Raw genomic sequence first — 23,242 nt, forward strand, 5'->3', positions numbered from 1 at the left:
TCATTAAGGGTTAAAAAGATGCCCGCACCCCAAAGGCGACACTTTTAGGTGGCCGCATGGAAAGAAAATCCGGATCAACGTTAAATTTATTGGCCATCCAGATTTTGCCCAGATTATTGGCATATACATATACTTCCAGATTATTAAAGGGATTCCGTTTCCATAGGCGTTTATCGATCATGTAATTAAGTGTAAGATCCTGCAGACGGATCACATCACCCCGATCCACCAACACTTCTGAATTATTGTAAAAATTATCCCGTGATTGATTGGCCGGATAAGGCATCGAGGGCACATGGGTAAACTGTTCGTCACCCGGCTTCTGCCATCTGGCAGCAAAGTCCCGATGCCCATTCCAATTACTATAAAGAGCGTTATAGGATACAGATGGTGAGCGGAACCAATGTCCCAACTTATAGGTAATATTGAACGAAAGCGAAAAATTACTGTATGAAAAAGTATTGCGTAAACTGCCGTAAATCGGTGGCCGTGCATATCCATGAAAGACGAGGTCTTCCACCCGTGTAGCCGCAAAGATCGCACTGTAATTATCCGAAATCGTCCCGTCGGGCAGATAACCCAAAGGATTTCCGTTGGTGCCGTCCAGGCCTGCCCATTTAAAACTATATAAACCAAAAACAGGTCGTCCTACAATCGGGTTCATGCCAAAGCGGTTGATACTGGCATCACTTACATAATTGATGGCACTGGTTTGTTCGGGGTCATAATCGGTTACCTTATCAACCGCACGGCTAAAGAGTAGTGTACTGTGCCACTTAAATTTACCGTCAATATTGACGCTGTTAAGCGTAAAATCCCATCCGCTGCCCTGCATCGCGGCTACATTACCTCTTATTTCACGCACCCCCGTTGTAGCATCTACCGGCGCATAGCCCATCAGATCAGTTCCGCGCTTATTGAAATATTCAACTGATCCCGACAACCGATCTCCTCGAATACCAAAATCAAGGCCCAGATTCATAATCCCGATTTTCTCCCATCGCAGTTCCGGATTAGGCGGGTTACTGATCATGGCATAAGGCAAACCGGTTAAAAAAGCACCGTTTACATATCTGGCTGTTGTAAAAGCTGTAACCGACCGATCGATATTTCCGTTGAATCCATAAGTGGCCCTTAATTTTAATTGAGGCAGCCAATCGATCTGATAAAATGCTTCCCTATCCATATTCCAGCTCAGTCCGGCAGACCATAACGGAACCTGCTTTTGATTGGTTTTTACTCCAAACAGATTGCTCTGATCAATCCGTCCGCTCAAGGAGAACGTATATCGATCCAGGTAAGTAAGCGCCGCATTGCTATAGTAAGAAATATTGGCATCAAAAAGGCCCGATATACCTGCCGGGTTCGGTATTCTCTGCTGGTTACCCTGCGGATACATCCGATAAAACGAATTAAAATCCATCTGGCTATTGAGTGTCAGGATATCTTCGTTCAGGCCGTAATATCGGTTGGTGTAGCTATCCGTGGTAACTTCGCGGAATTCCATCCCGCCGATGGCCGACAAATGAAACTGATCCCAGGTTTTACTGACATTGATCTGGCTTCTGAACGAATGCGCATTTACACTACGTTGATAGCGATCCAGTATGGCACCTTTCGGAATTGGTTGCGTAAAAGAGCCATTGCTGCTAAACTGAGTATAGCTGTTAATCAGGTTGCGAACAAAGTATGAGTTTTCTTTATTCAGGTAATCGCTCTCCGTAGCCGCTCTTTGATACTGGTATTTCACCTCCACGTTCAGCCAATCCAACAGATTATAGCGTGCATTGGCCGTCAATCGTAGATCAGTAGAGCGGGTAGTATAATCGCGCTCATAAATATCGTTCAAGGGGACAAAGGTCCAATCCATCAGACCAAGCGCCATAGCATCCTCTAAAAAGGACGTTCGGTATTGATGTACAATCGGAAGGTGTTCCCCCTCTTGCTCTATAAGACGTGCATAGGGATAAATGCCGCCTGCATTGCCAATATTAACATCAGCGTAGCCATTATTATTCGCATGCTCCGTAGCGCCCACATAATTAATCCCGGCAGTGATCTCCAACCTAGGTACGGGTTTAATGGCCGCTTCCGAACGCAGCGAGATGCGACTATAGGCGTTGTTAATTTCCTGCGGCCTATTTTTGTCGTACCCTGTAGAAAATAGATAGCGCATCTTATCGGCACCGCCGTTAACGGTGAGCGCATACTGCTGATCAATACGATTCCGATAAAGCCCTTTAAGCATATCATCGCGCACATCGAGGGTTTTGAGGTAGTCCAATTGCCTTTCCAGCTCTTGGCTGCTCAGGTTACCGTCACGTTGGGCAATCAGCATTTCCGCAACCGGACTGAGGGGTTGCCTGGCAGCAGAGGCCTCCGCTGCATTATAGTAACCTCTCGCAAACAGATCCTGTTCCAGCCCGATAAAATCAGCGCTACTGATCCATGGGAGATCATGTAATCGCGGTTTACCCGTTACATTTATGTTGCTATTGAAAGCTATCTGCAGCTTTTGCGCATAAGTCGCCTTTTTAGTGGTAATTACAATGACACCATTACCGGCACGCGTACCCCAGATGGAAGCTGCTGCCGCATCCTTCAGCACGGTGATACTTTCGATATCGTTCGGGTTGATGTTTGCCGGATCACCTTCAAAGGGAAAATTGTCTACCACGATCAACGGTTTATCATTACCGAAAATGGTACTCCGACCACGTATATCAAAATTGGCCGTATTTCCCCTTCTATCTACCTGTAATCCTGAGGTAACGTCCTCCATCCTGTCCAGCAAATTGGCACTTACCCGACGGTTGAGCAGCTTATTATCCAAATGCTCAAAGGAACCGGTAGCGCGCTCGTGCGGTAAGGTTTGGTAACCTGTTGACACAACCACCTCATCCAGTATATCCTGTTTAGGTGTGAGGCGGATTGTCAGTCCTTTTTCGTCGATGTGACTCACTTTAACATCGCGCCCTTCATAGCCAACATAAACCACTTCCAATGTTAGTGGCAATGTTGTCCGGCTAAAAGCAAAACGGCCCTCCTCATTGGTTACCACTCTAAAAGTGGTACCCTTAATTCGCACCGTTGCACCAATCAACGGAGCATGCTGTTCATCCGTAACGCGCCCTTCTAAAGTCTCGGTTCCCTGTGCAAAAACAGATCGTTGCAAAAGGAGACATATCAAAACGATAAATAACAAGCGGCACCTATTCATGACTACCTCCTTCCCTATCACGCAGCACAATCACCGGTACCCTTCGTATTTCCTTTTTCAGGAGCAGCCCATGCTTTGCAAGCACCTTTGTTAATTCCCTGTAATCCGTCATACGTGTTTTGATCTGTAGATCAACCTTGCCTGTAATGCCGGTTTCATCTACAAAGGGCATACCCGCATTTTGTAGATAATACATATCCAGGAGACTGGTAAAATTTTTCCATAGCAGATTTTGAATCCGGAAAGAATATGCATCATGTTTAAGGATAGGCTGGCCTCCTTTCGTTTCCAGACTGACACTATCCGATTTTTTGCCCAGCACCAGACACGCCATTTCCCGTTGTTCTATTTTGGCGTCATAAGGAAAAAAAGCAGCAATATCGGCCCGCATCTGCTCAAATAGCTTCGCTGTATCAGCGGGTTGCATCTTCAGCTCATAACAATAGGCATTATCTACAGACCATTTTTCCAGGGCCTCGCCCTTTGCACCTCCTGAAGTAACCTTTAGACTGTCTTTAACTTCAATGATGAAGCGATTTGGATTAAGCAGCTCAGGCCTGAACTCACTGAAGGCAATGCGGTAAAACCAGGCGATGGACATATTCAAAAGGGTTATCTTCGCATTTTTCTTATCGATTGAATTTCGCCTACTGAACCCTTTGGTATAGGCAGCGAACGTGCTGTTTTTAAGTAAAGCCTGTTGGGAAACCTGATCTTTCAGCTCGATGTCATAATCATAGCTCCGCCCAACATCCTCTTTAACATAAGTAGGCGCTTTGTTTGAACTCAACAACTTATCAATCTGATGTGCATTGAGCACGTCAAGCCCTGTCATAGCCCGAAGTATCCCTCCCCTATCTATCCAGACATAATGCGGTAGCAAGCGGTAAGGGAAATAGCTGGAAAGTATTCTATCATTTACAATTGAAGTACCTTTCAGGGAAGTTTGCTCCAACATTTCGCCAAGAAAGTCAGTCACCATCTTTTTCTCTTGGCTAGTTACCGAGATCAGGGCAAGATTATCGGCGAAAGTTTTTTTTAGCGAATCCATTTTCGGAAACGCTGCCACGCAGGGAGCGCACCAAGTAGCCCAAAAATCCAGTATAATGAGTTTGCCCTTATAGTCGCTCAGTTTTACTGTAGTACTTCCCTCCTCCCCTGCTTTTACCATTTGCAAAGGCAAATTCCACAGCGCTTCCGGAATACTATCCCCTATTCTCAATGGCTTAATAGAATCTGTGGATAAAGCCACGCCTTGGGCAGCCTCCGGGGAGGAGGACTGCCGGGCGTGTGCCAAACAAACACAGAACAAGACGCTTAAGGTTGTAAGGTATATGGTGTAGGGTTTAAGGGTGCGCAAGGCCCACTTACACAACAAGCCAAAAAACCTATCTCTCGAAGGTATAGCACCTTGCGTTAAAGCAGATGCATTTCGCCTAAATTTCTTTGCATTTCGCCATATTTTTTTTGCATTTCGCTCACCATTAAATGCATTTTGACCCCGCCAAATTGTATTTCGCCCCTCCGTACCTGTATTTCGCTCCCCGTTGACTGCATTTGGCATACCTTTCGTTGCATCTCGCCATTGAACACATGCAAGTCGCACCCATTTTCCTACCAGTTGAGGTAGCTTTCTTGTAATCTGAGGTGCTTTTTCTGCAGGTTGCCTATCATTTGATGCACTAGCCCAAAAACGTCGTTGGTCCCAGCTAGCGGTCGTTCGTCCCAAAACAGTACTACAAATAGGTTGTTCGTCCCTGAATATTGCGGTTCGTCCCAACAAATACTGAAAAGCACAGAACAAAGTGGTTGAAAGCGAAAAGCATAAAGATGCATTTTGACCCCGCCAAATTGTATTTCGCCCCTCCGTACCTGTATTTCGCTCCCCGTTGACTGCATTTGGCATACCTTTCGTTGCATCTCGCCATTTAGCAAATGCATTTCGCCTAAACTTCTTTGCATTTCGCCTAACGCACGTCACATACCACCTCAATTTGCCGAACCCTTCATGGCAAGGTCTCGAAGGAAAACCTTTTCGACAGCGAATAACTGGCCTCCAAAATTTCGGATAGCACAGGCTAAGTAGCTGCAGTAACTTACACAGAAATTTTGCAGCCAGGAGCTTTGGGTACCTTTTGCGGGAAAAGGTACAAAAAGATAATTCGTCCCTATTGGCGGTCGTTCGTCCCGGAACAGCACTGTAAATAGGTAGTTTGTCCCTAATTTCTGTATTTCGTCCCCGCCAAATTGTATTTTGCCCCTCCGTACCTGCATTTCGCCCTCTGTTGACTGCTTTTGGCATACCATTCTTTGCATCTCGCCATTGAGTAAGTGCATTTCGCCTAAATTTCTTTGCATTTCGCTCACCGTTAAATGCATCTTGACCCTGCCAAATTGTATTTCGCCCCTCCGTACCCGCATTTCGCCCTCTGTTGACTGCTTTTGGCATACCAATATTTGCATCTCGCCATTGAGCAAGTGCATTTCGCCTAAATTTCTTTGCATTTGACCATAATTTACGTGCAATTCGCCTCTCGTTGCCCGTAGTTGGTATATAAGTTGCTACGTTGCATTTTTCAATAAATGCCGTTCGCGACAGTTTTTCTGCATTTCGGGTCGCTTTTGTTGCATTTCGCGCCGCAATAAATGCAGATTGCATCCCATTTCCTACCAGTTGGGGTAATTTTCTTGCATGCTGCGGTGCCTTTTCTGCAGGTCGCCTGTTAGCTGATGCATTCGGCCTTTCAGTGGTTGCATTTCGCCATTGAGGAAATGCATTTCGTCCACCACAGCTTGCATTTGGCCTTTCAGTAATTGCATCTCGCCATTGAGTAAGTGCATTTCGCCCCTTATTGAATGCATTTGGCACACCTTTCGTTGCATCTCGCCTTTCGTCGAATGCAGGTCGCCCCCCTTTTCCTACCAGTTGCGCCAGTTTTCTTGTAATCTGCAGCTCTTTTTCTGCAAGTCGCCGATCAGATTTGGAATTTTCAATAGGCTCTGTTTTAATCAAACAATTTCTACATAATTTAAAAACCGTTGAATTTTTAATAAAACGTGCAAATGTGAGCAAAATCATTTGGCACGTATGCCTATAAAGCCTATATTTGAGACATAGGTATCCCCTATGAACGTAAACCGTCATTTTTTTAAATTAGATTTAGGTGTTTTTGTTAAAAAATTTCAGATATAATCCACCCATTTGGGCTATATAAATAGCTCATCAAGTCGAAAATAAGAATAGGATTTACGAGATTAGGTTGGAGCTGTAATGATAAGGATAATAGAATTTTGAAGCGGCATTGCATGTGCAGGAACCACTTCGCAAACCGAACTTGCGAGAGTTTTAGTTAGTTGGTTATTTAGGTTATTTGAACAACTCGTTTTCATCTTTCGTTAGGTTTAAACGAGTCTCCGGTAAGTAAAAAAGCAGGGAGGAATCCTCACAAACTAACTACTCATTTCGAAGTTTGGTACCCGAAAGCAATTAGCGGCGAGGCCCTTCCCTGCTCAAAAAGCAAAGATAAGCTTTTTGAAAGGAAAAAGGCTTTCATCTCACCGCCTCCTCTTCGGGTACCAATCGAAATATTGGAGACTGTATACATTAACGTAAATCGCTAATGTGTTAAAATATCGTTGGTGCTATTACTAACACTCACAATACAAAGATAAAACATCAAAATAAAAATAGCAACTATAATTGCTGATTTTATTTTTAATAATAGTCAAATGGTTGACAGACAAGATAATAACAATAAAAAAGAAAAGAAATTAACTCCTTTAGGACAATATTTATTACGCGTTGACGGCTTTGAGGAAATGATTTTAGCCGATGAACAGATTACGTTGGAACGACTGGATACACTTTGCACTAAAGCAACGTCGCTATTGTATGCCGATGAATTTTTTCACATCATCACAAAAATAGACAGAAGCATTGACGACGCTTGCAAAGTAATTTTCGGAGACCTAAAGGTAGCTGACTATAAAAAAGAAATTGGGAATAGTAGCAAGCTGTCAAGACTTGGTAATTATATAGAGCAATTCACGATAGAACAAAGAGATATCGCGAATAAAACTGGGATAGAACGCACTCGATTTAATAAGCTAGTTAAGAGTGACGATAGACGCCCTTATGCTTTTGAAATATATCTGCTTGCGTTGGCTTTGGACAAAAAACCAAGTGAAGTTTTTAAGGCTTTATATGAACGAGATGGCAATGACAAAGGAAGTAAATGATGTAAAATCTGGACAAGTGGGAAATATAAAAACTAAAGAGATATGACACTTTGTTTCCTAAACATCGGCTCTTCAGAAATGGTAATGCTCTTGTTTGTAGCTCCAGTGATGGCGATCGGCATTTACGCTCTATACCAGTGCATAACTAATCCGCAGCTTACAACCACACAGCGCATTGTCTGGCTTATCATTATTCTTTCGGTGCCGCTGTTTGGATGTGATGGGTACCTTTTAGCAAACAAGACCAATAAAAATAATGGTGCAGTAAGGAAGTAGGAATCTATCTATTCTCTACAAGGGTAAACAACGGAACACAGAACGATTAATAAAAACAGCTAACACATAAACCTAATATATGAATACAAATCATCCGAACGTAGCACTGATACACGAATTCTTCCGAATCTATGCAGGCAATGAAACCGGTCAACTCGGCAATGTACTAGCAGAAGACATCAAATGGCATATTCCAGGTAAGCATCCGCTAGCAGGAACCAAAGTCGGCATACCAGCTGTAGTAGAATATCTAAGCCAACTGAGCAAAGCCGCATTTCAAGCCTCTCCTATTGTAATGGGCGTAACTGATCAGTATGTGATCGACTGCCACCGCAACTGGAGCAATTTAGAAGGCAGCACCAATTTAGATAATATGTCATGCCTCCTATGGAAAATAGACAATGGTAAAATCGTAGAGGTTTACAACTTCCCAGAGGACCAACATAAGGTAGATGCGTTTTTTGGGGAGGTTTATGGGTAGATTAACATAAAAGAAGAAGAGGATTAATAATTGTGAACTTATAACAATGAACTTAACAGAGCTCACATTAACCGACTTAAAAAAAGAATATAAGGACAGTCGAATACCTTATGCCAAGCTATTACTAACTGAGGAGTGGCACTTGAAACGGAATGAGATAGTCTTAAGAGATGAAAATAAATGCCAAAATTGCCAAAAAAAGGGAGATAAAAAGTTAAATCCGCGAGACAAATATTATTATCGATTGCCCACCAAAAACGAGATTGAAAAAGCTAAACTCACAAAGTTTCATATCTCCGAGGATACTTACATACGGGCAGCAATTCCTGCTGGAATTTTAATTAAGCGCCCGACGTCGTTGCATGTACATCACAAAATATATTACTTAAATGAATACCCTTGGGAGTCATTGGATGATGAGCTTATTACCTTATGTAAACAGTGCCATACATTGATACACACACATAATAAAATTAAGGTCTACAATGATAGATATCAAAGGGAAGACTTAAACATGATCCTTTGCGTAAGATGCAATGGAACGGGATTTTTAGATCAATTCGAATATTATTTTGATGGCATTTGCTTTTTATGTCTAGGGCACCGATATATAAATCTTATAAATGATACGCAAAAATATTGAAGGCTCTAACAGGAGAGAAAATTAAAACCAACCGAAGTCGTTACGGCCTGTATGGAGATGAAAATAAAAGAAAAATTGAATGATATAAAAGCAGAGTAACCAAAAATAAACCTAAATCAATGACCAAAACTAAATCATCAAACGAAAGCCTAATCATCCCTGAAGAAGTGGTGATGAATCAGATATATTACATTCGGGATCAGAAGGTAATGTTGGATAGAGATTTAGCGGAGTTATACAGTGTAGAAACCCGAATACTTAAACAAGCTGTTAGAAGAAATATTGATTGGTTCCCGGAGGACTTTATGTTCGAAATGACAAATGTAGAAGTGGATATGCTGGTATCACAATCTGTGATACCTAATAAAAAGGTCTTCGGCGGAGCGAAACCATTTGCTTGCACGGAACATGGAGTCGCTATGTTATCTAGCGTATTGAACAGCAATAGGGCGATTCAAGTAAACATCCAAATTATTCGAGTTTTTACTAAAGTTCGAAAAGTTCTTTCGGACACTACCGAAATCAGATTAGAAATAGCTGAGATTAAAAACATACTGGAAACACGAATGCTTTGCGATATTCACACGAACTGCCTTAGAATCCAAGAATTCTCTATGCTAAAATCTGAAAAAAATCTACCGTATGTCAGATCCGTGCTCTCACAGTTTTGAGCGATGCCCTATCACCAATGCTAACGAACGATGAAGTAAAATTGAAACATATAAATTATGAGTGAACATCTAAACAAATATCACAAGGGATCAGAATGGCGGAAATGGGATTTGCATTTTCATACTCCAGCATCGTATGACTTTGCGGATAAATCTATCACAAATAAAGAAATAATTGAAAATCTAATATCCAACGACGTTTCTGTAGTTGCTATAACAGATCATCATATTATAGATGTCCAAAGAATTGAAGAACTACAAAAATTGGGGGGCGGGAAGATAACTGTCTTACCCGGCATTGAGTTTTTATGTGACTCTCGGGGAAGTGAACCTATACACTTTATAGCGATATTTTCCGAAAGCAGTAATATCCAATTTATTTGGGAACAAATTAAAAACCAGACTAATATCAAAAGAATATATGGTGACGGTAAAAATGTAAATGAAGTTTACTGTAATCTCGAGCATACTACAAGACTAATCCGCGATTTGGGAGGGTTGATCACAATTCATGCAGGTACCAAGACAAACACAATTGATAACATTACTAATGCTCTCCCCCACGGAATAGCACAAAAAGAAGATATAGCTAAGAACATCGATATTTTCGAACTTGGGAAAGAAGAAGATATATTGCCATATAAGACCCTAGTCAATCCTCATTTACACAGAACCATCAATAAAGTACTCCCACTGATTATCTGCTCCGATAATCACAATACCAAAAAGTACATGGTAAAGCAAAATCTTTGGATAAAGGCAGATCCAAATTTTGAAGGGCTAAAACAAATTATATATGAACCAGAAGACAGGGTACAAATCCAGGCAAATAAGCCTGAGGAAAAAGCAGGTTACCAAATAATTGATCATATAGAAATAACCTCAGATTCAATTTTCAACACCAAACTCTATCTAAATCAAAACCTCAACTCGATTATTGGTGGTAGATCGTCAGGTAAATCTATTTTATTGGGAGCTATAGCTACAAAGGTAAAAACAACCAGACCAATCGAATTCTCTGACAAGGAATACCAAGAGTACGTAAAATCTATTTCAGATACCATAAAAGTTATTTGGAAGGATGGACAAGAAGAAAACAATCGTGAAGTCGAGTACTTTGAACAGGGCTATATGCACAAGATCGCCCGAGACAAATCCCAACTCAACAAAATTGTAAATGACATTTTGGTTCAAAAAGGCAAAGAGCCAATTTTGGAGGACTATAAAAGGTTTTTGACGGATAATTCAAAAGCGATTTCAGGTTTAGTAAGTGACTATTATCGCTTATTACAAGATATACACGAGAAAGAACAAAAAGCGAGAGATAAAGGAGATAAAAAAGGCATTGAAGACGAGTTATTTAAATTGAAAGATGAACTTCAAAAACTCACTGTGATCGCAATTACAGACGAAGAAAAACACACATATGAGCAAACAAAAACCGCCCTAAACAACAATATTCAGCGAATTCAATTACTTTCAAAAGATATTGAGTTGATAAAAACGCTTAAATCGGTCAGCATAGTTAAGGAGAGTATTGACTATGAGCTTGCGTCACTTTCTCAAGAAATTAAAGAAAATATCTCATCAGCTCTAAATTCTATTAAAGATTATGCCGAAAGTAAGTGGAAAGAGGATTTACAAAAATTATCCGCGTCTGCTGAAGAAGACAAAAGCAAATTAATACAAAATAATGAAGATCTTGAAAAAGATGCAATATACTTAAAAGTTCTCGAGGCTTATAAAGGCAATGCACAGCTTTCGGAATACGAGGCAAAAATAAAAACACAAACAGACAAGTTATTTGAGATTACGGCACTGTTGTCTGAAATTGGAAACTTAAAAGAACAAATTAAACAATCAAAAGAAAAGATAACTATAGCGCATAGAATATTTTACGATAAAATTAACGATGTTTTACCAAAACTTTCAGATCAAAATGATGGCTTGACCATAAACGCGAAATTTAAATTTGAGGTAGATAATTACAGAAAAATATTGAATGCGGGGCTAAATCTGCAAGGCTTTTCAAACCGAGACTTAGCTGAATATCAATACGATAATTTTGAAAACTTTGAAAAACACCAATTTGATATTTTTGACAAATTGGAGAAAAATAAGTTGACCCTGAAAGGAGGGTATAATAACCAAAGTTTGACAACTACGTTAGTGTCTACTAATTTCTTCAGCCTTAATTATGATATCGAATATGAAGGTGATGATTTCAAGAAAATGTCTGATGGTAAAAAGGCGTTTGTTCTACTGAAGCTTTTGCTTGACTTTAATGATAAAAATTGTCCGATTTTAATCGACCAACCCGAAGACGATTTAGATAACCGAGCAATATACAATGACCTTGTTCAATACTTACGTAAAAAAAAGAAGTTGAGGCAAATTATAGTTGCTACACACAATCCGAACATTGTAGTAGGTGCTGACAGTGAATTAGTTATATGCGCGAATCAACATGGAGAGAAAAACATCAACAATGGAACCAAAAAATTCCAATATGTAACTGGCGGTTTAGAACATACGTTTCCGAACAATGGGAACCCCGAAGTTTTAGAAAGTCAGGGAACTAAAGAACACGTGTGTGAAGTTCTAGAGGGGGGAAATACTGCGTTTAAACTGCGAGAAAAGAAATATTCAATAAAAGAATGAACAGCACTTATCGTGATCTAGTACTGTATTGCTACCTTTTTGATACCATAGAAGAGGAAAGGAAGGTGACCTGGAAATGGATCGATGATTATAATAATTTCGGACAGCATGAAGCTTAGGTGGTTTTCCCCCTGCGGGGCATGCAGCTTTACATAAAAACAATAACAAAACAGACGTGCTAGGGTATCTAGTTTTTAGGTGAATTTTGAGTAGAATTTTGTAAATTAGTCAGTTAATCTGTCGAACCCGACAGGTTTGCAAATTCCTTCTTACGTTAGTTTCATATCTTTGTAGTCACATGAAAAAACATTAATATGCCCACAAGAAACGAGATTTACATTATTGTAAGACAAACTGTTATAAATTCCATTACTGGATTTATAAGAAACCGAAAAAATGTCGCGCCTAAATTCCAAATACTAGATTTAATCATTCCTACCGAAAGAAAGATAAGATCTATTGTCGGCGGGATGGAAACTTCTTTGGGAACCACGCTTTGGGAACCTCTTGCGAAAGCGTTAGCAAGGGAAAATGGCTTCGAAGTGATAAATGAAAATCTGTTGTGCCCGTCTAACATGCCTGCTATTCTAGAAAACACTGTTAATTTACTAATCGACGGCCGAAATAACCGCAATCCCTTGTATGATGCAAAGTATTGTCACGACAGAATTCGGGAAGTCTCGCAAAATTTTTTAATAAATCCTATCAACGACTTCAAGCTACCGCCGAATGGTTTCGGGGTTGATGTCTGGCTTCGAAAAGATGATGTCAATTATTTTTTCGACACAAAGACTGTTCAGGCAAATGTCGGAACTTATGCTAAATTTTTATCTCAAGTTCTAAATTGGTATGCATATTTCTATTCAAAGTATCCAACAGGAAGAGCGTCAGCAAGAATAGTATTTCCTTACAATCCGTATGGAGAGGTGAATTTTTGGCAAAGGACTATCGGGCGAGGTTGGCCTTTAGAACCAACCAATGAAGGTTGGGTTAAAGACGAGTTTTGGGACTTTTGTTCAGGCATTGATGATACGTATTCGATTATTCAAGAAGCTTTTGCAAATATTTCGCAAACTGGGGATCTGGAAGATATTATTCAAGAGATATTTTATGGCAGGGAATTGTAACGAACATTTTTATATATGTATTTTTCTACACTTTAAACCATCATTGGTATCATTTACCGTCCACCGTTTTTATCTTTGAAATGCTCCTGCAGTTGCCAGATACTGCTACAAAGCTCAGCATCTATCAAATCACAATTAAAAATATTGGCGCTTTTGGTTAAATATTGAGCGCCACAGGTAGATTCGCCTTCCTGTTTTTGTTAGCAAAAAGAGTAGGAACTTCTTTACCCGTCATTTTCTGTTGCATTGATCGACTTACCTTTAATGTCCGAAATAATTCGAACAAACAGAAAAGTGTAAGGAGTTGTCTACTCGATTGTAAAAATAGCCAAAGGAAGAACCTGTCTCGTCCTAAAAAAATTTACCGTACGCCAGGCCAAACTAAAGAACAATCAATATTTTTCAAATATCCATAATCAACTTGCTAATTTTTTTAGTACATTTGTAAAAAACAATTTTATCTCAAAACCTATACGTTTATGAAAAAGAACATTAATTTTGGAACAGCGATCAGCTATGGTGCTGGTGCTTTTCAAGAGCAGCAACAGCTTTATTTTGGCGTTATGAATATACTGGACAGTACTTTGGTGAGAAATGATATTGATGAAAAGGCAAAAGCGATAGAACCAACAAACACCAAGCTTAAGAAAAAACAGGTTGCGGATCCATACTATGGGCTATTTGCTCATTATTTATCTGCCCATGGTTTTAAACCTGCGACGAATAGCCAATTGATTAAACCCCTTGAAGGAAATCCTGACTTCGTATTACCTTCCGACAAATGTTGTATTTTTCTTAGGAACGGAGATAAAGTTACTGAAGAATCTTTGACTCAATTAGGTTGGAAAGTATTTTGGTTTCCAAAGGAAAAGGGAGAAGATAATATCGAGAGTTTACTATTAGAACTGAAAAGCTGCCTACGAAACATCCAAACGGAAACGCAGTATCATTTTACGTTTGTTGACCTGTTCTCAGGGATAGGTGGCTTTAGGATAGCTTTGGAAAAGCTAGGCGGAAAGTGCTTGGGTTTTTCGGAAATAGACAAACCGGCATCTGAAACTTATAAGGCAAACTTTGTTGGCAACCATGATGCTGAATTGGAGCTTGGAGATATTACTAAACTTAATGAGCTTCCGTTCGAGGAAATTGACCTGATTGTTGGCGGAGTGCCCTGCCAATCGTGGTCTGTTGCGGGGAAAATGCGGGGCTTTGACGACCCAAGAGGTAAACTTTGGAACGATTCGATCCGTTTGGTAGCACTAAATACGCCAAAGGCCTTCATCTTTGAAAATGTGAAGGGCTTAATGGATCCTCGAAATAAAGCAAATCTTGATCTAATAGAAACAAGTCTAAGAGATTTGGGATATAAGGTGCAATCTCAGCTTTTAAATTCTCACGACTTTGGCCTTCCACAAAATCGTGATAGGATATTCATTGTCGGTATACGCAACGATTTAGCGAAAGGAAAAAAATTCCACTTCCCATTGCCGCTTGGAAAGAGCACTAGTTTAAGTGAGATAATGGACGGGATTACTAAAATCGGTAAAGTCAAAAAGAAGACCTTTGATCCAAAGGAGATTTTTGGTGAGAAAATACCAATTGGTAGAAATCGCTTCCAAAAGAACACAGAGTTAAATGACTTTTTTGTTTTTTGCGATACACGGAATGGACATACAACTATTCATTCGTGGGACTTGATAGACACTACGGAAAGAGAAAAGGAAATATGCTTTACCATCTTACGAAACAGACGTAAAAAGATTTATGGCAATCAGGATGGAAATCCGCTGTCCTTTGCGGTGCTTAAAAAATTAGTTGATAATTTGACAGAAAAGGAGCTCAAGAAGTTGGTTGATAAAAAGATCTTGCGCTTTGTACAAGAAAAGAACGGTTACGAGTTCGTAAACTCTAAAAATTCATCAGGGATAAACGGAATCTATCGGATATATCTACCCCATTCGGAGATTTTCTCCACCTTAACAGCAACTGGCACCAAGGATATGATCGCTACAGTATCTGTTAAAGGAAATTCTCCGGAGGAGTACCGACAAAATTTTATTGATCAAGTAGTAAAAAAAGGCGCGTATAGAGCAATAACGGCGAAGGAATCTGGTAAATTACAAGGTTTTCCCGACGACTTCGCTATTCATAAAGATGAACGATTGGCCAAGAAGCAATTCGGAAATGCGGTTTCAACCTCCGTTATTTATTATCTTGGCAAATCATTACTCGAAACAAAAATATTCAAAAAATAATGACCGAAGCAGAAAAGAGAGAGATCATTGAGAAGTTTAAGACTTGGTTCAGGGACAACTTGGCAATCAACCATAAACGAAACACCGAAAAATTGAAAGATATCAACAAATTTCAGATCAACCCTTTTCTGCTTCATTATCTGGCAAGTTTTCTCGAAGGCAATACGGATCCTCAGAGTTTAGCGAAAGTATTGGTATACCCTAGGGTTCTCGGAACCTCCATTACCACTTCGTTTGGCACCGGCATGCAACGTTTCATTACGCAGATACTCGGTGCATATGGGTCGGTAACATCGGGTATCGATGTCGAATTTGTGGATCAACTCGATGGTAGGCGAAAATATTGCCAATTGAAATCTGGCCCTAATGCTATAAATAAAGACGATGTCAATACCATAGAAAATCACTTCAAGGGCATCAAAAATCTAGCAAGAACCAATAACCTTGATCTGCGATATGGTGATCTGGTATTCGCCCTCATGTATGGTGAAAGAAAAGAAGTAAATTCGTTTATCCCGATATTGGAAGGTCGAGACGTAGTTGTTCTCGTAGGAGAAGAGTTCTGGCACCACTTTACTGGCGACCAAACTTTTTACAGAAATTTAATTGTCGCTGCCGGTGAAGTAGCACAGGAAATAAACATGAAGGAATCTATCAATGAGGTGATACTAGCGCTCAGTAAAGACATCAACCAAAAGTATGATGACCTATTTGGTGAAGATTAATCTTAATCGTTCTTATAGGGTATTCTTATTTCCTTTGCTGTTTCAATGAACAACATGATCTGATTAACAACTTTAGGAAGATTGTTTGTAACCTCTTTTGACCAAAAACGAAAAACAGTAAAACCTATTGCACGTAATGCCTCATGATCTTGACGATCTTTCTGCATATTGCGTTGGATTTTGGGGATCCAGAATGCCCGATTGCTTTTAATACGACTTTTATTTTCCTCCCAATTATATCCATGCCAAAACTCACCGTCGATGAAAATGGCTAATTTATACTTCTTGATCACAATATCCGGTTTTCCAGGCAAATCCTTATCATGCAAACGAAAACGAAGATTTTTTGCCCATAAAGCCTTTCGAAGCTTCAACTCTGGCTTTGAATCCTTCCCTTTTATCTTGGACATAATCCTACTTCGCTGTTTCGTCGTGTAGAAGCCAGCCGTTTCCTTAAATCGAGGTACCTTGATCGGATTTTCGTTTGTGGGATTATAAGCCATAATACAAAGGTAACAGCAAAACTTATTAATTGGTTTCGCTATCGAGCAGTAGGTTTGTTTGCGCAATAAATCTAGAGGAAACTAAATCCCAGTTATATAGAATTAATTCCTTTATATATTGCTCTAATTGATTCTTTTTCGGATTTTTACGGTTCAAATTGCTGATCTGATAATAATGGAATTAAACGAAGATTTTGAACTAGCATCTTTACTAAGAGAAAAAAGAAGTCTCGATTCAAAAATTGAGAGATATATTAAAGAAAGTACAAATAATGTTATTCGCTTTAGCGCAAAAAAGTTTGTTGGCGACCTTGGAGAATACTATTTTTTTAAACACGCAGACATTTTTAAAAATATTCACCAATGTGCACCTAGTAATAGTGACTGCGATTTAATCGGCGAATTGAAAGACGGATTTGCGCAAGAACACAATCTACCTCCGAGCGTGAGAATTGAGGTTAAGACGAGGTATGCACAGATGGGGAATAACCACCTTTTTGGGATAAATTGCGAAAAGTTCGATTTACTAGCATTTGTCGCCCTCGACGAGTTATTCCAATGTAGATATATTGGGATATTAAAGGTTGATGACGTTTTAGAAAAAGTTGACGGTCAAAAGAGAATCCGATATTCTGATCTCCACGAAGGCAAAAGGGTGATATGGGAGTCTAGTGAATGGACAGAATTATAAAATGAGAGGTCGTCGCCTACTAAAACGTATGAACTGAATACAGGTGTATAGTGAGGTACCTATCGACAGGTAGGGAAATCGATCTTAGTTACCTTTGAAGCGATGAACCCTATAAATATGCATACGATAACCTTAGTTAGTACAAGACATGATGAACTTGGCAAATGTAATTCAAACGAGTTATATCAAATATTCGAGCAGATAGACCCAGACCTAATATTTGAAGAAATTCCCCCCTCATTTTTTGGCAAATACTACGTAGAAAAAACACATCATAATTTAGAATCTAAAGCCATATCTAAATATTCGAGAACTCATAAAACAGCACATATTCCCGTTGACCTGGATAGTCTACCGACTGAGTCTTTTTTCCAAGACTATAAAGACATGCTTCAACGGATAGAAGGTCTTACAGATATTAACGGTTTTAACTATCGAACCTTAACTGATAGCAATACAAGTTACGTAGGCAAATATGGATTCAATTATCTCAACAATACCCATTGTATCAAATTAAATGACGAAATACAAGATGCCATCGTAAAAGGGTTAGAAAAAATAGATAATGACCAACTATCAAGAACTTATAACCTATGGAATGAAAATAATAACAAACGGGAAATTGAAATGCTTCAAAATATATACGAATATAGCGCCAAGCATTATTATGACAGAGCGATATTTACTGTTGGTGCTGGCCACAGAAAATCGTTAATTCAAAAAATATATGAATACCAACGCAACACAAAATTGAGATTGAATTGGATATTTTATACTACTTAAAAACCTTGTGATAAGCCAAATTAATCGATTGAATCAGCCTCCCGAATTAAATCAATTGTGACCTAACCGTTCTGCACTTCGGATACAACTCCCTCAATCTTATTATAGATCACTTCAAAATCATTTCGCACTTTCTCAGCAACAAAGTTTGCCAACTCTTCCAAATCGCCTTCCTTCACTTCATACGTTTTACTTGCGTAGTAAAGCCAACCATTTGCTCTATCAGCCTTATGTTCTAATCCAACTGAAACAACGGCATCCCCTCCTACTCGTTCATCAATCATATCTTCAATCAATAAAGCTTTGCCATAAAGCTCAATGTTTATTGTTATCTTCTTTTGCTGCTCAAAAAGCTTATCAAAATGGATGGTATAGCTAATACCATCGTGTTTTGGGTGGTAGATATATCGATGATAATCACTTTTTCCGCTCGCTTGCAATCCTAAGATTTCTGACGCAACCGCTAATTGCCCTATTACATATTTGTAGGCTTTCTCCACGATATCATATATGCGATTGCAGTTTTCGAGGTTTTGATAATAGAATTTTACTTCTTCATTCATTGTTAAATCTGTGTATAGGTTTTCGATTGTGGTAATAAATTCGTTAAGATAATAGGAGGCCTCCTGCTTATATGTAGACAGCTTTTCCTTTACCAAGTTAATGATCTCACCGTGTTGAACGTTGACGAATTTATGTTGAACAGTTAACGGAACGGTTTCGCGGTTTAAACTAAGAACCACGCCTACTTTTGAATCCTCTGCCCCAACACAGTGCTGCCAGTAGGCATCCAAATCATTATTTAGCCAGTGATTAATCTTGTTTTCTATAATGATGTATTTTCGTTCATCCTCTTCGATGCCGGAGACTAAAATATCAATGCGTTTTCCTCCTTTTGTAGCCACCTCCTTTTCAACCTTAAAAAAATGCAGCGATATCTCTTTACCGGTTTTACGCTTAACCAACTCAAGTAGACATTCAATAAAAAGGTTGCCTAAACCATGATCTTCTTCTTGATCAAAAAAATAGGCATACCAGTTAGATATGGCAAGTTCGTAATAAGAAGTTCCGGAAATATCAAAAAATGTTCGCTTCCGTCGAACAGGCTTAGGAAATTGCGCTTCTTTTAAGAACCTTTCCAGTGATTGTTGCTTATTCATGTATCTGTGCCGTATAACTTGCTTCACCAATAATACTTACCGCATGAGTTACTTTTGAAATTTGATGTGTAAATGCTTTATAGTCCATATTTTAGTTTTATTGTTGATTAAATTTAAGACTTTTCTTACTGAAAACAACCTCCCCTATTTTATTCTTCGCATCTATTCTTGATTGACTAACAAGATATCCGTTTCGTAACCAGGCTTTCTTATGGGAGTGATACTGTTGCCCTGAGTTTGCCCAGAAAGTAGCGGCATGATCAAAAGCCCAGGGTGGTAATGCGCGGCCAATGATGGCTTCTATTTCGTCAGTGCTCAAGGTGATATGATCGGCTACGGCCTGGTTGAAATACACAGTTAAGGCTTCGTAGGAAGATCGCTTGGTTCTTTCTTGCTTCGTGATCTTACGCCCCTTGTTTGGTGTTCGCACTTCGCTTTTTTTATCTGGTTTCCTTGGCACGCCGAAATGTGTGCTTATGATTTCCCACAACTGATTGCGGGGATTGGTAGCATCGCCGGTATTTCTAGGCAAGCCAAATATAAAGGACTCCAACTTGCCGGGGCTAATTTGCAATTCAGTGGCCCAAGCATTCATATCTTCGATATAACGGCGGTATAATTTAGCTAAATCTGTACCACTTGGCAAACTTAAACTCTTGGGTACACTTCTGTTGATAGTAAACTGCTTCGATACGTCCCCGCCTTGACAGATCAGCAATGCACAATAGGCGTTGGCAGTCCATTTGTCCAAGATCAGCGGCATGATAGAATAGGGCTGATCCATTGCCTCTGCAATGAAGTAGAATATCTTGGTAAAGTAGGCTACACTGACACCTGGGATTTTATGCTTACCACCCACACTAAAGGCCGTGAACAGGGTTTCGATATCACCTTTTTCCAAATGATATTCAGCATAGTTTACGGCCTCCAGTACTTTCTCCATTGGATGATGCAAAAAGAGCTGAAAGGGTGTATCGGCGCCGCCTTTTGTTCTCGGTCGGTTCGCGTTGATACCTCCCCAGATCATCACCGCCACCAAACCTAAATACGTATCCTCTTGGATTAATTTTATTACAGCATTGCGCTGTAAATTCCGATCGGGAAAACGACGACAAATTTCATCAACGTATTTGTTGCTTCGATAACGCTCATACGAACTATTCCAGAGAAATATGCTTTGCTCCGGTGCTTGAATAATACGTTCGCGGTTCTCTTCTAGATAAGAAGGTAAAGGCATATAATATTTGATTTAGATTGTGATGCTAAGATATAAATTATTGATTAATTATTAAGGAGGGTTTTAAATACCATTTTGATTTACTTTCTGTATGCCGATTAAGATGTTCCGATTATCAACATTTAACTTTCCGTGTAAGGAATTAAAGGTTTCGTGTAAAAAATGCAAAAGCAGTAAATAGCTTTTCTTTACTTTGTTATTTAAAACCATTTTAAATAACACATGAGAAATATATTTTACATCTCTTACTTTTTACTTCCGCTACTTCTCTTTTCTTGCAAAAAAGAAACGCGCATAGAAGGGGCGGTAAATCAATCCCACAAGCTCACAATTGCTGAAGCGAGAAACCACATTAAAGCAACGCTACCAACTAATCGAGTAGCCTTAGCAAGAACAAGCCAGGAAAAAACAGATTCTACCGATCTCGTTGTTAACTGGACTGCCGCTGGCCAAAATACGTCAGGTGAATACAGTTTTGTTGAAGTGCCTATAAAAACAGAGATAACAAATGTGAATCTTTATGGCGCCGAACAATATAATGAAAATGAGAACGCAACGAGAGTGGCTTATAGCTACTCAACATTGCTGATCTATAAAGACAGTTCGAATAGTAATGCGAGTAGTTATATAGTAACCTATTTGCCAAGTATTGAATATATACAAAATCATAACAGACCAATAGGCAGGAATAGAATCGCTGATTTATCGAATGAGTTTTCAGGCTACATTGAATACAAGGATTTGGACGGAAATCCAAAACAGGTGTTTACTATAGAAAAGGGAAATGTTACTTCCTCTATGATTCTATCCAACACTAGGCCTATTCAAACGAAAACAAGCTCAAATAGTAAGTCATTAGCGGCAGCTGCCGCTTCTTGTCAAACGGTGTGTATACCCATAATTCAAACTGTATGCGTTGGACCCGGGGGAGGGCAAGGCCCTCGAGACAAAGATCAAATCTGCACTACTACCCAAGTTGGTAACAACTGTAATACAGTTTGCAGCGGTGGTCCAACCGGGCCTCCACCGGTTGGTGGTGGCGGTGGTACAGGCGGAGGAACGGGCGGTTCGAATAATCCTGATATAAAAAATCAGGCACAAAATCCTTGCTTGAAAGCAACTGTTGACCAGTTGTTAAACAGTCAAAATATTGAAGGTACAATGGCTGAGATACTTAATAATTTTCTCGATAAGAATGAGGTTAACTTAACAATTCAGGAAGGCATTACACAGGGCAACAAAGTGGCACACCTTTCAGATAACAAATTGACTAAATATATGGATCCTAACCATAACATCACCAAGAGAGTATACTCAGCAACTATTACTATCGATCAGTCGCTCTTACCTACCATCTCTAAAGAAGGTGTTGCCACCGCGCTTATACATGAGGTTCTGCACGCCTATTTAGATTACAACAGCATATCGTTTGACCAAGCAGCAGCGCAACACAACTATATTGCAGCCAATTACATCGGGACAATGGCAGCATTCCTTCAAAATAAATATGGAGTTCCTGCGAACGATGCAGTGGCCCTAGCCTGGGGTGGGCTCGCCGAAACAACACTTTATAAAAATGCAACAAGTTTTCAGATGCCTGACAACACTACAGTTTCAAAAGAAGACCTTGCACATACCTATGGTGATTACATGGGAGGGGTTGATAAACCAAATAAAGGTAAACCACTTTGCAATTGATTAGATGTTATAAAAGCTATTGTAGGATTTGAACTTTTTATGGAATTTGTTTTTTGTACACATCTAACAGGAAACGATTAAGATATGATACGGACGTTACTTTTTTCGATATTTGCTGCACTTATATGCCAAACGCATATTGCTAAAGCCAATGACCGGATAAACGAATTGGATAGCATCTTTAGGCTACATGCCGACAGTACAATAATCTTTACCGGTTCGATTCCGTTTGGCACTGCGCCGGAAAACATATTGATCATCAGCAAGAAGGGCGATACAATAAGCCTATTCTCCTATCGCTACGCCATGCGTGAAATACCTAGCTACGAGGGAGTGCCAAGGTCGTTAGCCGATTATATTTCCAGAACGAAATATAGTCGACGTGGCAGTGTAGTCGGCCCCTTCTTTGAAGTGCATCCAATAAGTGAAAAGAAGGGTAAAAAGCTATGGAGTGCATTGATGCAACACCATCCCTGGCAATTAAAGGATAATGCAATGTTGGGTACAGGGTGTCCCGTTAAACCAAAAGTAACCAAAGATAAGGATGGCAACACGATTGAAGAATACAGGGGTCGGAATATGGAATCCCATAGCTATAATGTAAGGCTGATAACTAAAACAGACAGCAAGAAGCTAAGCTATTTTGCACCGGAAGATCTACAAAAAGAATGCCCTCCTGAGGAAGATCGCCAACATATAATATCGATAAAACGGCTTCTATTGAGATCTTTCGGAAAAAAATCCATATTTGAATAAGTCGGCTTTCGCAAGAAAAAGCTACAAATGAGCTTACGGTTTTACGTTTAGTGATATACTGAATTATTGAAAGATGATAAAACCTTCCCTTCTTCTGTTACCAATATTTCAACATT

At 39.6% G+C, this 23,242-nt stretch carries 18 protein-coding genes; 13 read left to right on the plus strand and 5 right to left on the minus strand.

From position 1 onward, the window contains the following. Window positions 1–10: 10 nt before the first annotated feature. Together FKG96_RS01135 and FKG96_RS01140 are read right to left on the minus strand one after the other, a co-directional pair. Window positions 11–3,175 (minus strand): SusC/RagA family TonB-linked outer membrane protein, encoded by a 3,165-nt coding sequence (locus tag FKG96_RS01135; RefSeq protein ID WP_168204524.1) that lies wholly within the window; start codon window positions 3,173–3,175, stop codon window positions 11–13. A 37-nt stretch (window positions 3,176–3,212) separates the two neighbouring features. Continuing rightward, window positions 3,213–6,233, minus strand: coding sequence for a TlpA disulfide reductase family protein (locus tag FKG96_RS01140; protein WP_168204525.1), 3,021 nt, complete (start codon window positions 6,231–6,233; stop codon window positions 3,213–3,215). 716 nt (window positions 6,234–6,949) lie between these two features. Here FKG96_RS01140 and FKG96_RS01145 point away from each other — a divergent pair. From FKG96_RS01145 to FKG96_RS01185, 9 genes are all read left to right on the plus strand, one after another. Further along, window positions 6,950–7,459 carry a hypothetical protein gene (locus tag FKG96_RS01145; RefSeq protein ID WP_149105023.1) on the plus strand — a complete coding sequence of 170 codons (510 nt, stop codon included), beginning with the start codon at window positions 6,950–6,952 and terminating at the stop codon, window positions 7,457–7,459. A gap of 42 nt (window positions 7,460–7,501) precedes the next feature. After that, on the plus strand, window positions 7,502–7,735 hold the full coding sequence (locus FKG96_RS01150) for a PLDc N-terminal domain-containing protein (protein ID WP_149105024.1): 234 nt from the start codon (window positions 7,502–7,504) through the stop codon (window positions 7,733–7,735). 79 nt (window positions 7,736–7,814) lie between these two features. Beyond that, the gene (locus FKG96_RS01155; RefSeq protein WP_149105025.1) at window positions 7,815–8,216 is read left to right on the plus strand and encodes a nuclear transport factor 2 family protein; all 402 of its coding nucleotides are present in this window, start codon (window positions 7,815–7,817) and stop codon (window positions 8,214–8,216) included. Between the two features lie 762 nt (window positions 8,217–8,978). Beyond that, window positions 8,979–9,530, plus strand: coding sequence for an ORF6N domain-containing protein (locus tag FKG96_RS01160; protein WP_149105026.1), 552 nt, complete (start codon window positions 8,979–8,981; stop codon window positions 9,528–9,530). Window positions 9,531–9,587: 57 nt separating this feature from the next. Next, window positions 9,588–12,191 (plus strand): TrlF family AAA-like ATPase, encoded by a 2,604-nt coding sequence (locus FKG96_RS01165; protein ID WP_149105027.1) that lies wholly within the window; start codon window positions 9,588–9,590, stop codon window positions 12,189–12,191. Further along, a complete protein-coding gene (locus FKG96_RS01170) occupies window positions 12,188–12,310 on the plus strand; it encodes an integrase core domain-containing protein (protein ID WP_149105028.1) in 123 nt (40 codons plus the stop codon). The genes FKG96_RS01165 and FKG96_RS01170 overlap by 4 nt, the downstream gene beginning before the upstream one ends. Before the next feature lie 195 nt (window positions 12,311–12,505). Then, window positions 12,506–13,318: a TdeIII family type II restriction endonuclease gene (locus FKG96_RS01175; protein ID WP_149105029.1), complete on the plus strand. Its 813-nt coding sequence runs from the start codon at window positions 12,506–12,508 to the stop codon at window positions 13,316–13,318. A 479-nt stretch (window positions 13,319–13,797) separates the two neighbouring features. After that, on the plus strand, window positions 13,798–15,573 hold the full coding sequence (locus FKG96_RS01180; protein ID WP_210421297.1) for a DNA cytosine methyltransferase: 1,776 nt from the start codon (window positions 13,798–13,800) through the stop codon (window positions 15,571–15,573). Beyond that, window positions 15,573–16,298 (plus strand): PmeII family type II restriction endonuclease, encoded by a 726-nt coding sequence (locus tag FKG96_RS01185; RefSeq protein ID WP_149105030.1) that lies wholly within the window; start codon window positions 15,573–15,575, stop codon window positions 16,296–16,298. The genes FKG96_RS01180 and FKG96_RS01185 overlap by 1 nt, the downstream gene beginning before the upstream one ends. Before the next feature lie 2 nt (window positions 16,299–16,300). Here FKG96_RS01185 and FKG96_RS01190 read toward each other — a convergent pair whose 3' ends face one another. Continuing rightward, window positions 16,301–16,801, minus strand: a complete 501-nt coding sequence (locus FKG96_RS01190) for a very short patch repair endonuclease (RefSeq protein ID WP_149105031.1) — start codon at window positions 16,799–16,801, stop codon at window positions 16,301–16,303. 175 nt (window positions 16,802–16,976) lie between these two features. Between FKG96_RS01190 and FKG96_RS01195 the strand changes: the two genes are divergently transcribed. Beyond that, complete coding sequence (locus tag FKG96_RS01195) at window positions 16,977–17,492, plus strand: hypothetical protein (RefSeq protein WP_149105032.1); 516 nt, start codon at window positions 16,977–16,979, stop codon at window positions 17,490–17,492. A gap of 117 nt (window positions 17,493–17,609) precedes the next feature. Continuing rightward, complete coding sequence (locus tag FKG96_RS01200) at window positions 17,610–18,275, plus strand: hypothetical protein (protein ID WP_149105033.1); 666 nt, start codon at window positions 17,610–17,612, stop codon at window positions 18,273–18,275. Window positions 18,276–18,337: 62 nt separating this feature from the next. On the opposite strand, the gene FKG96_RS01205 is transcribed toward FKG96_RS01200, so the two are convergent. Together FKG96_RS01205 and FKG96_RS01210 are read right to left on the minus strand one after the other, a co-directional pair. Continuing rightward, on the minus strand, window positions 18,338–19,435 hold the full coding sequence (locus FKG96_RS01205) for a PD-(D/E)XK nuclease family protein (RefSeq protein WP_149105034.1): 1,098 nt from the start codon (window positions 19,433–19,435) through the stop codon (window positions 18,338–18,340). Window positions 19,436–19,532: 97 nt separating this feature from the next. Beyond that, window positions 19,533–20,672 (minus strand): hypothetical protein, encoded by a 1,140-nt coding sequence (locus tag FKG96_RS01210; RefSeq protein ID WP_149105035.1) that lies wholly within the window; start codon window positions 20,670–20,672, stop codon window positions 19,533–19,535. Window positions 20,673–20,894: 222 nt separating this feature from the next. Between FKG96_RS01210 and FKG96_RS01215 the strand changes: the two genes are divergently transcribed. Both FKG96_RS01215 and FKG96_RS01220 read left to right on the plus strand, forming a co-directional pair. Beyond that, the gene (locus FKG96_RS01215) at window positions 20,895–22,370 is read left to right on the plus strand and encodes a hypothetical protein (protein ID WP_149105036.1); all 1,476 of its coding nucleotides are present in this window, start codon (window positions 20,895–20,897) and stop codon (window positions 22,368–22,370) included. Between the two features lie 84 nt (window positions 22,371–22,454). After that, entirely contained in the window at window positions 22,455–23,126 is a 672-nt protein-coding gene (locus FKG96_RS01220) for a hypothetical protein (protein WP_149105037.1), read from the plus strand. Window positions 23,127–23,242 lie beyond the last annotated feature (116 nt).

Source organism: Olivibacter sp. LS-1 (assembly GCF_008245145.1).
Lineage (GTDB): Bacteria > Bacteroidota > Bacteroidia > Sphingobacteriales > Sphingobacteriaceae > Olivibacter > Olivibacter oleidegradans.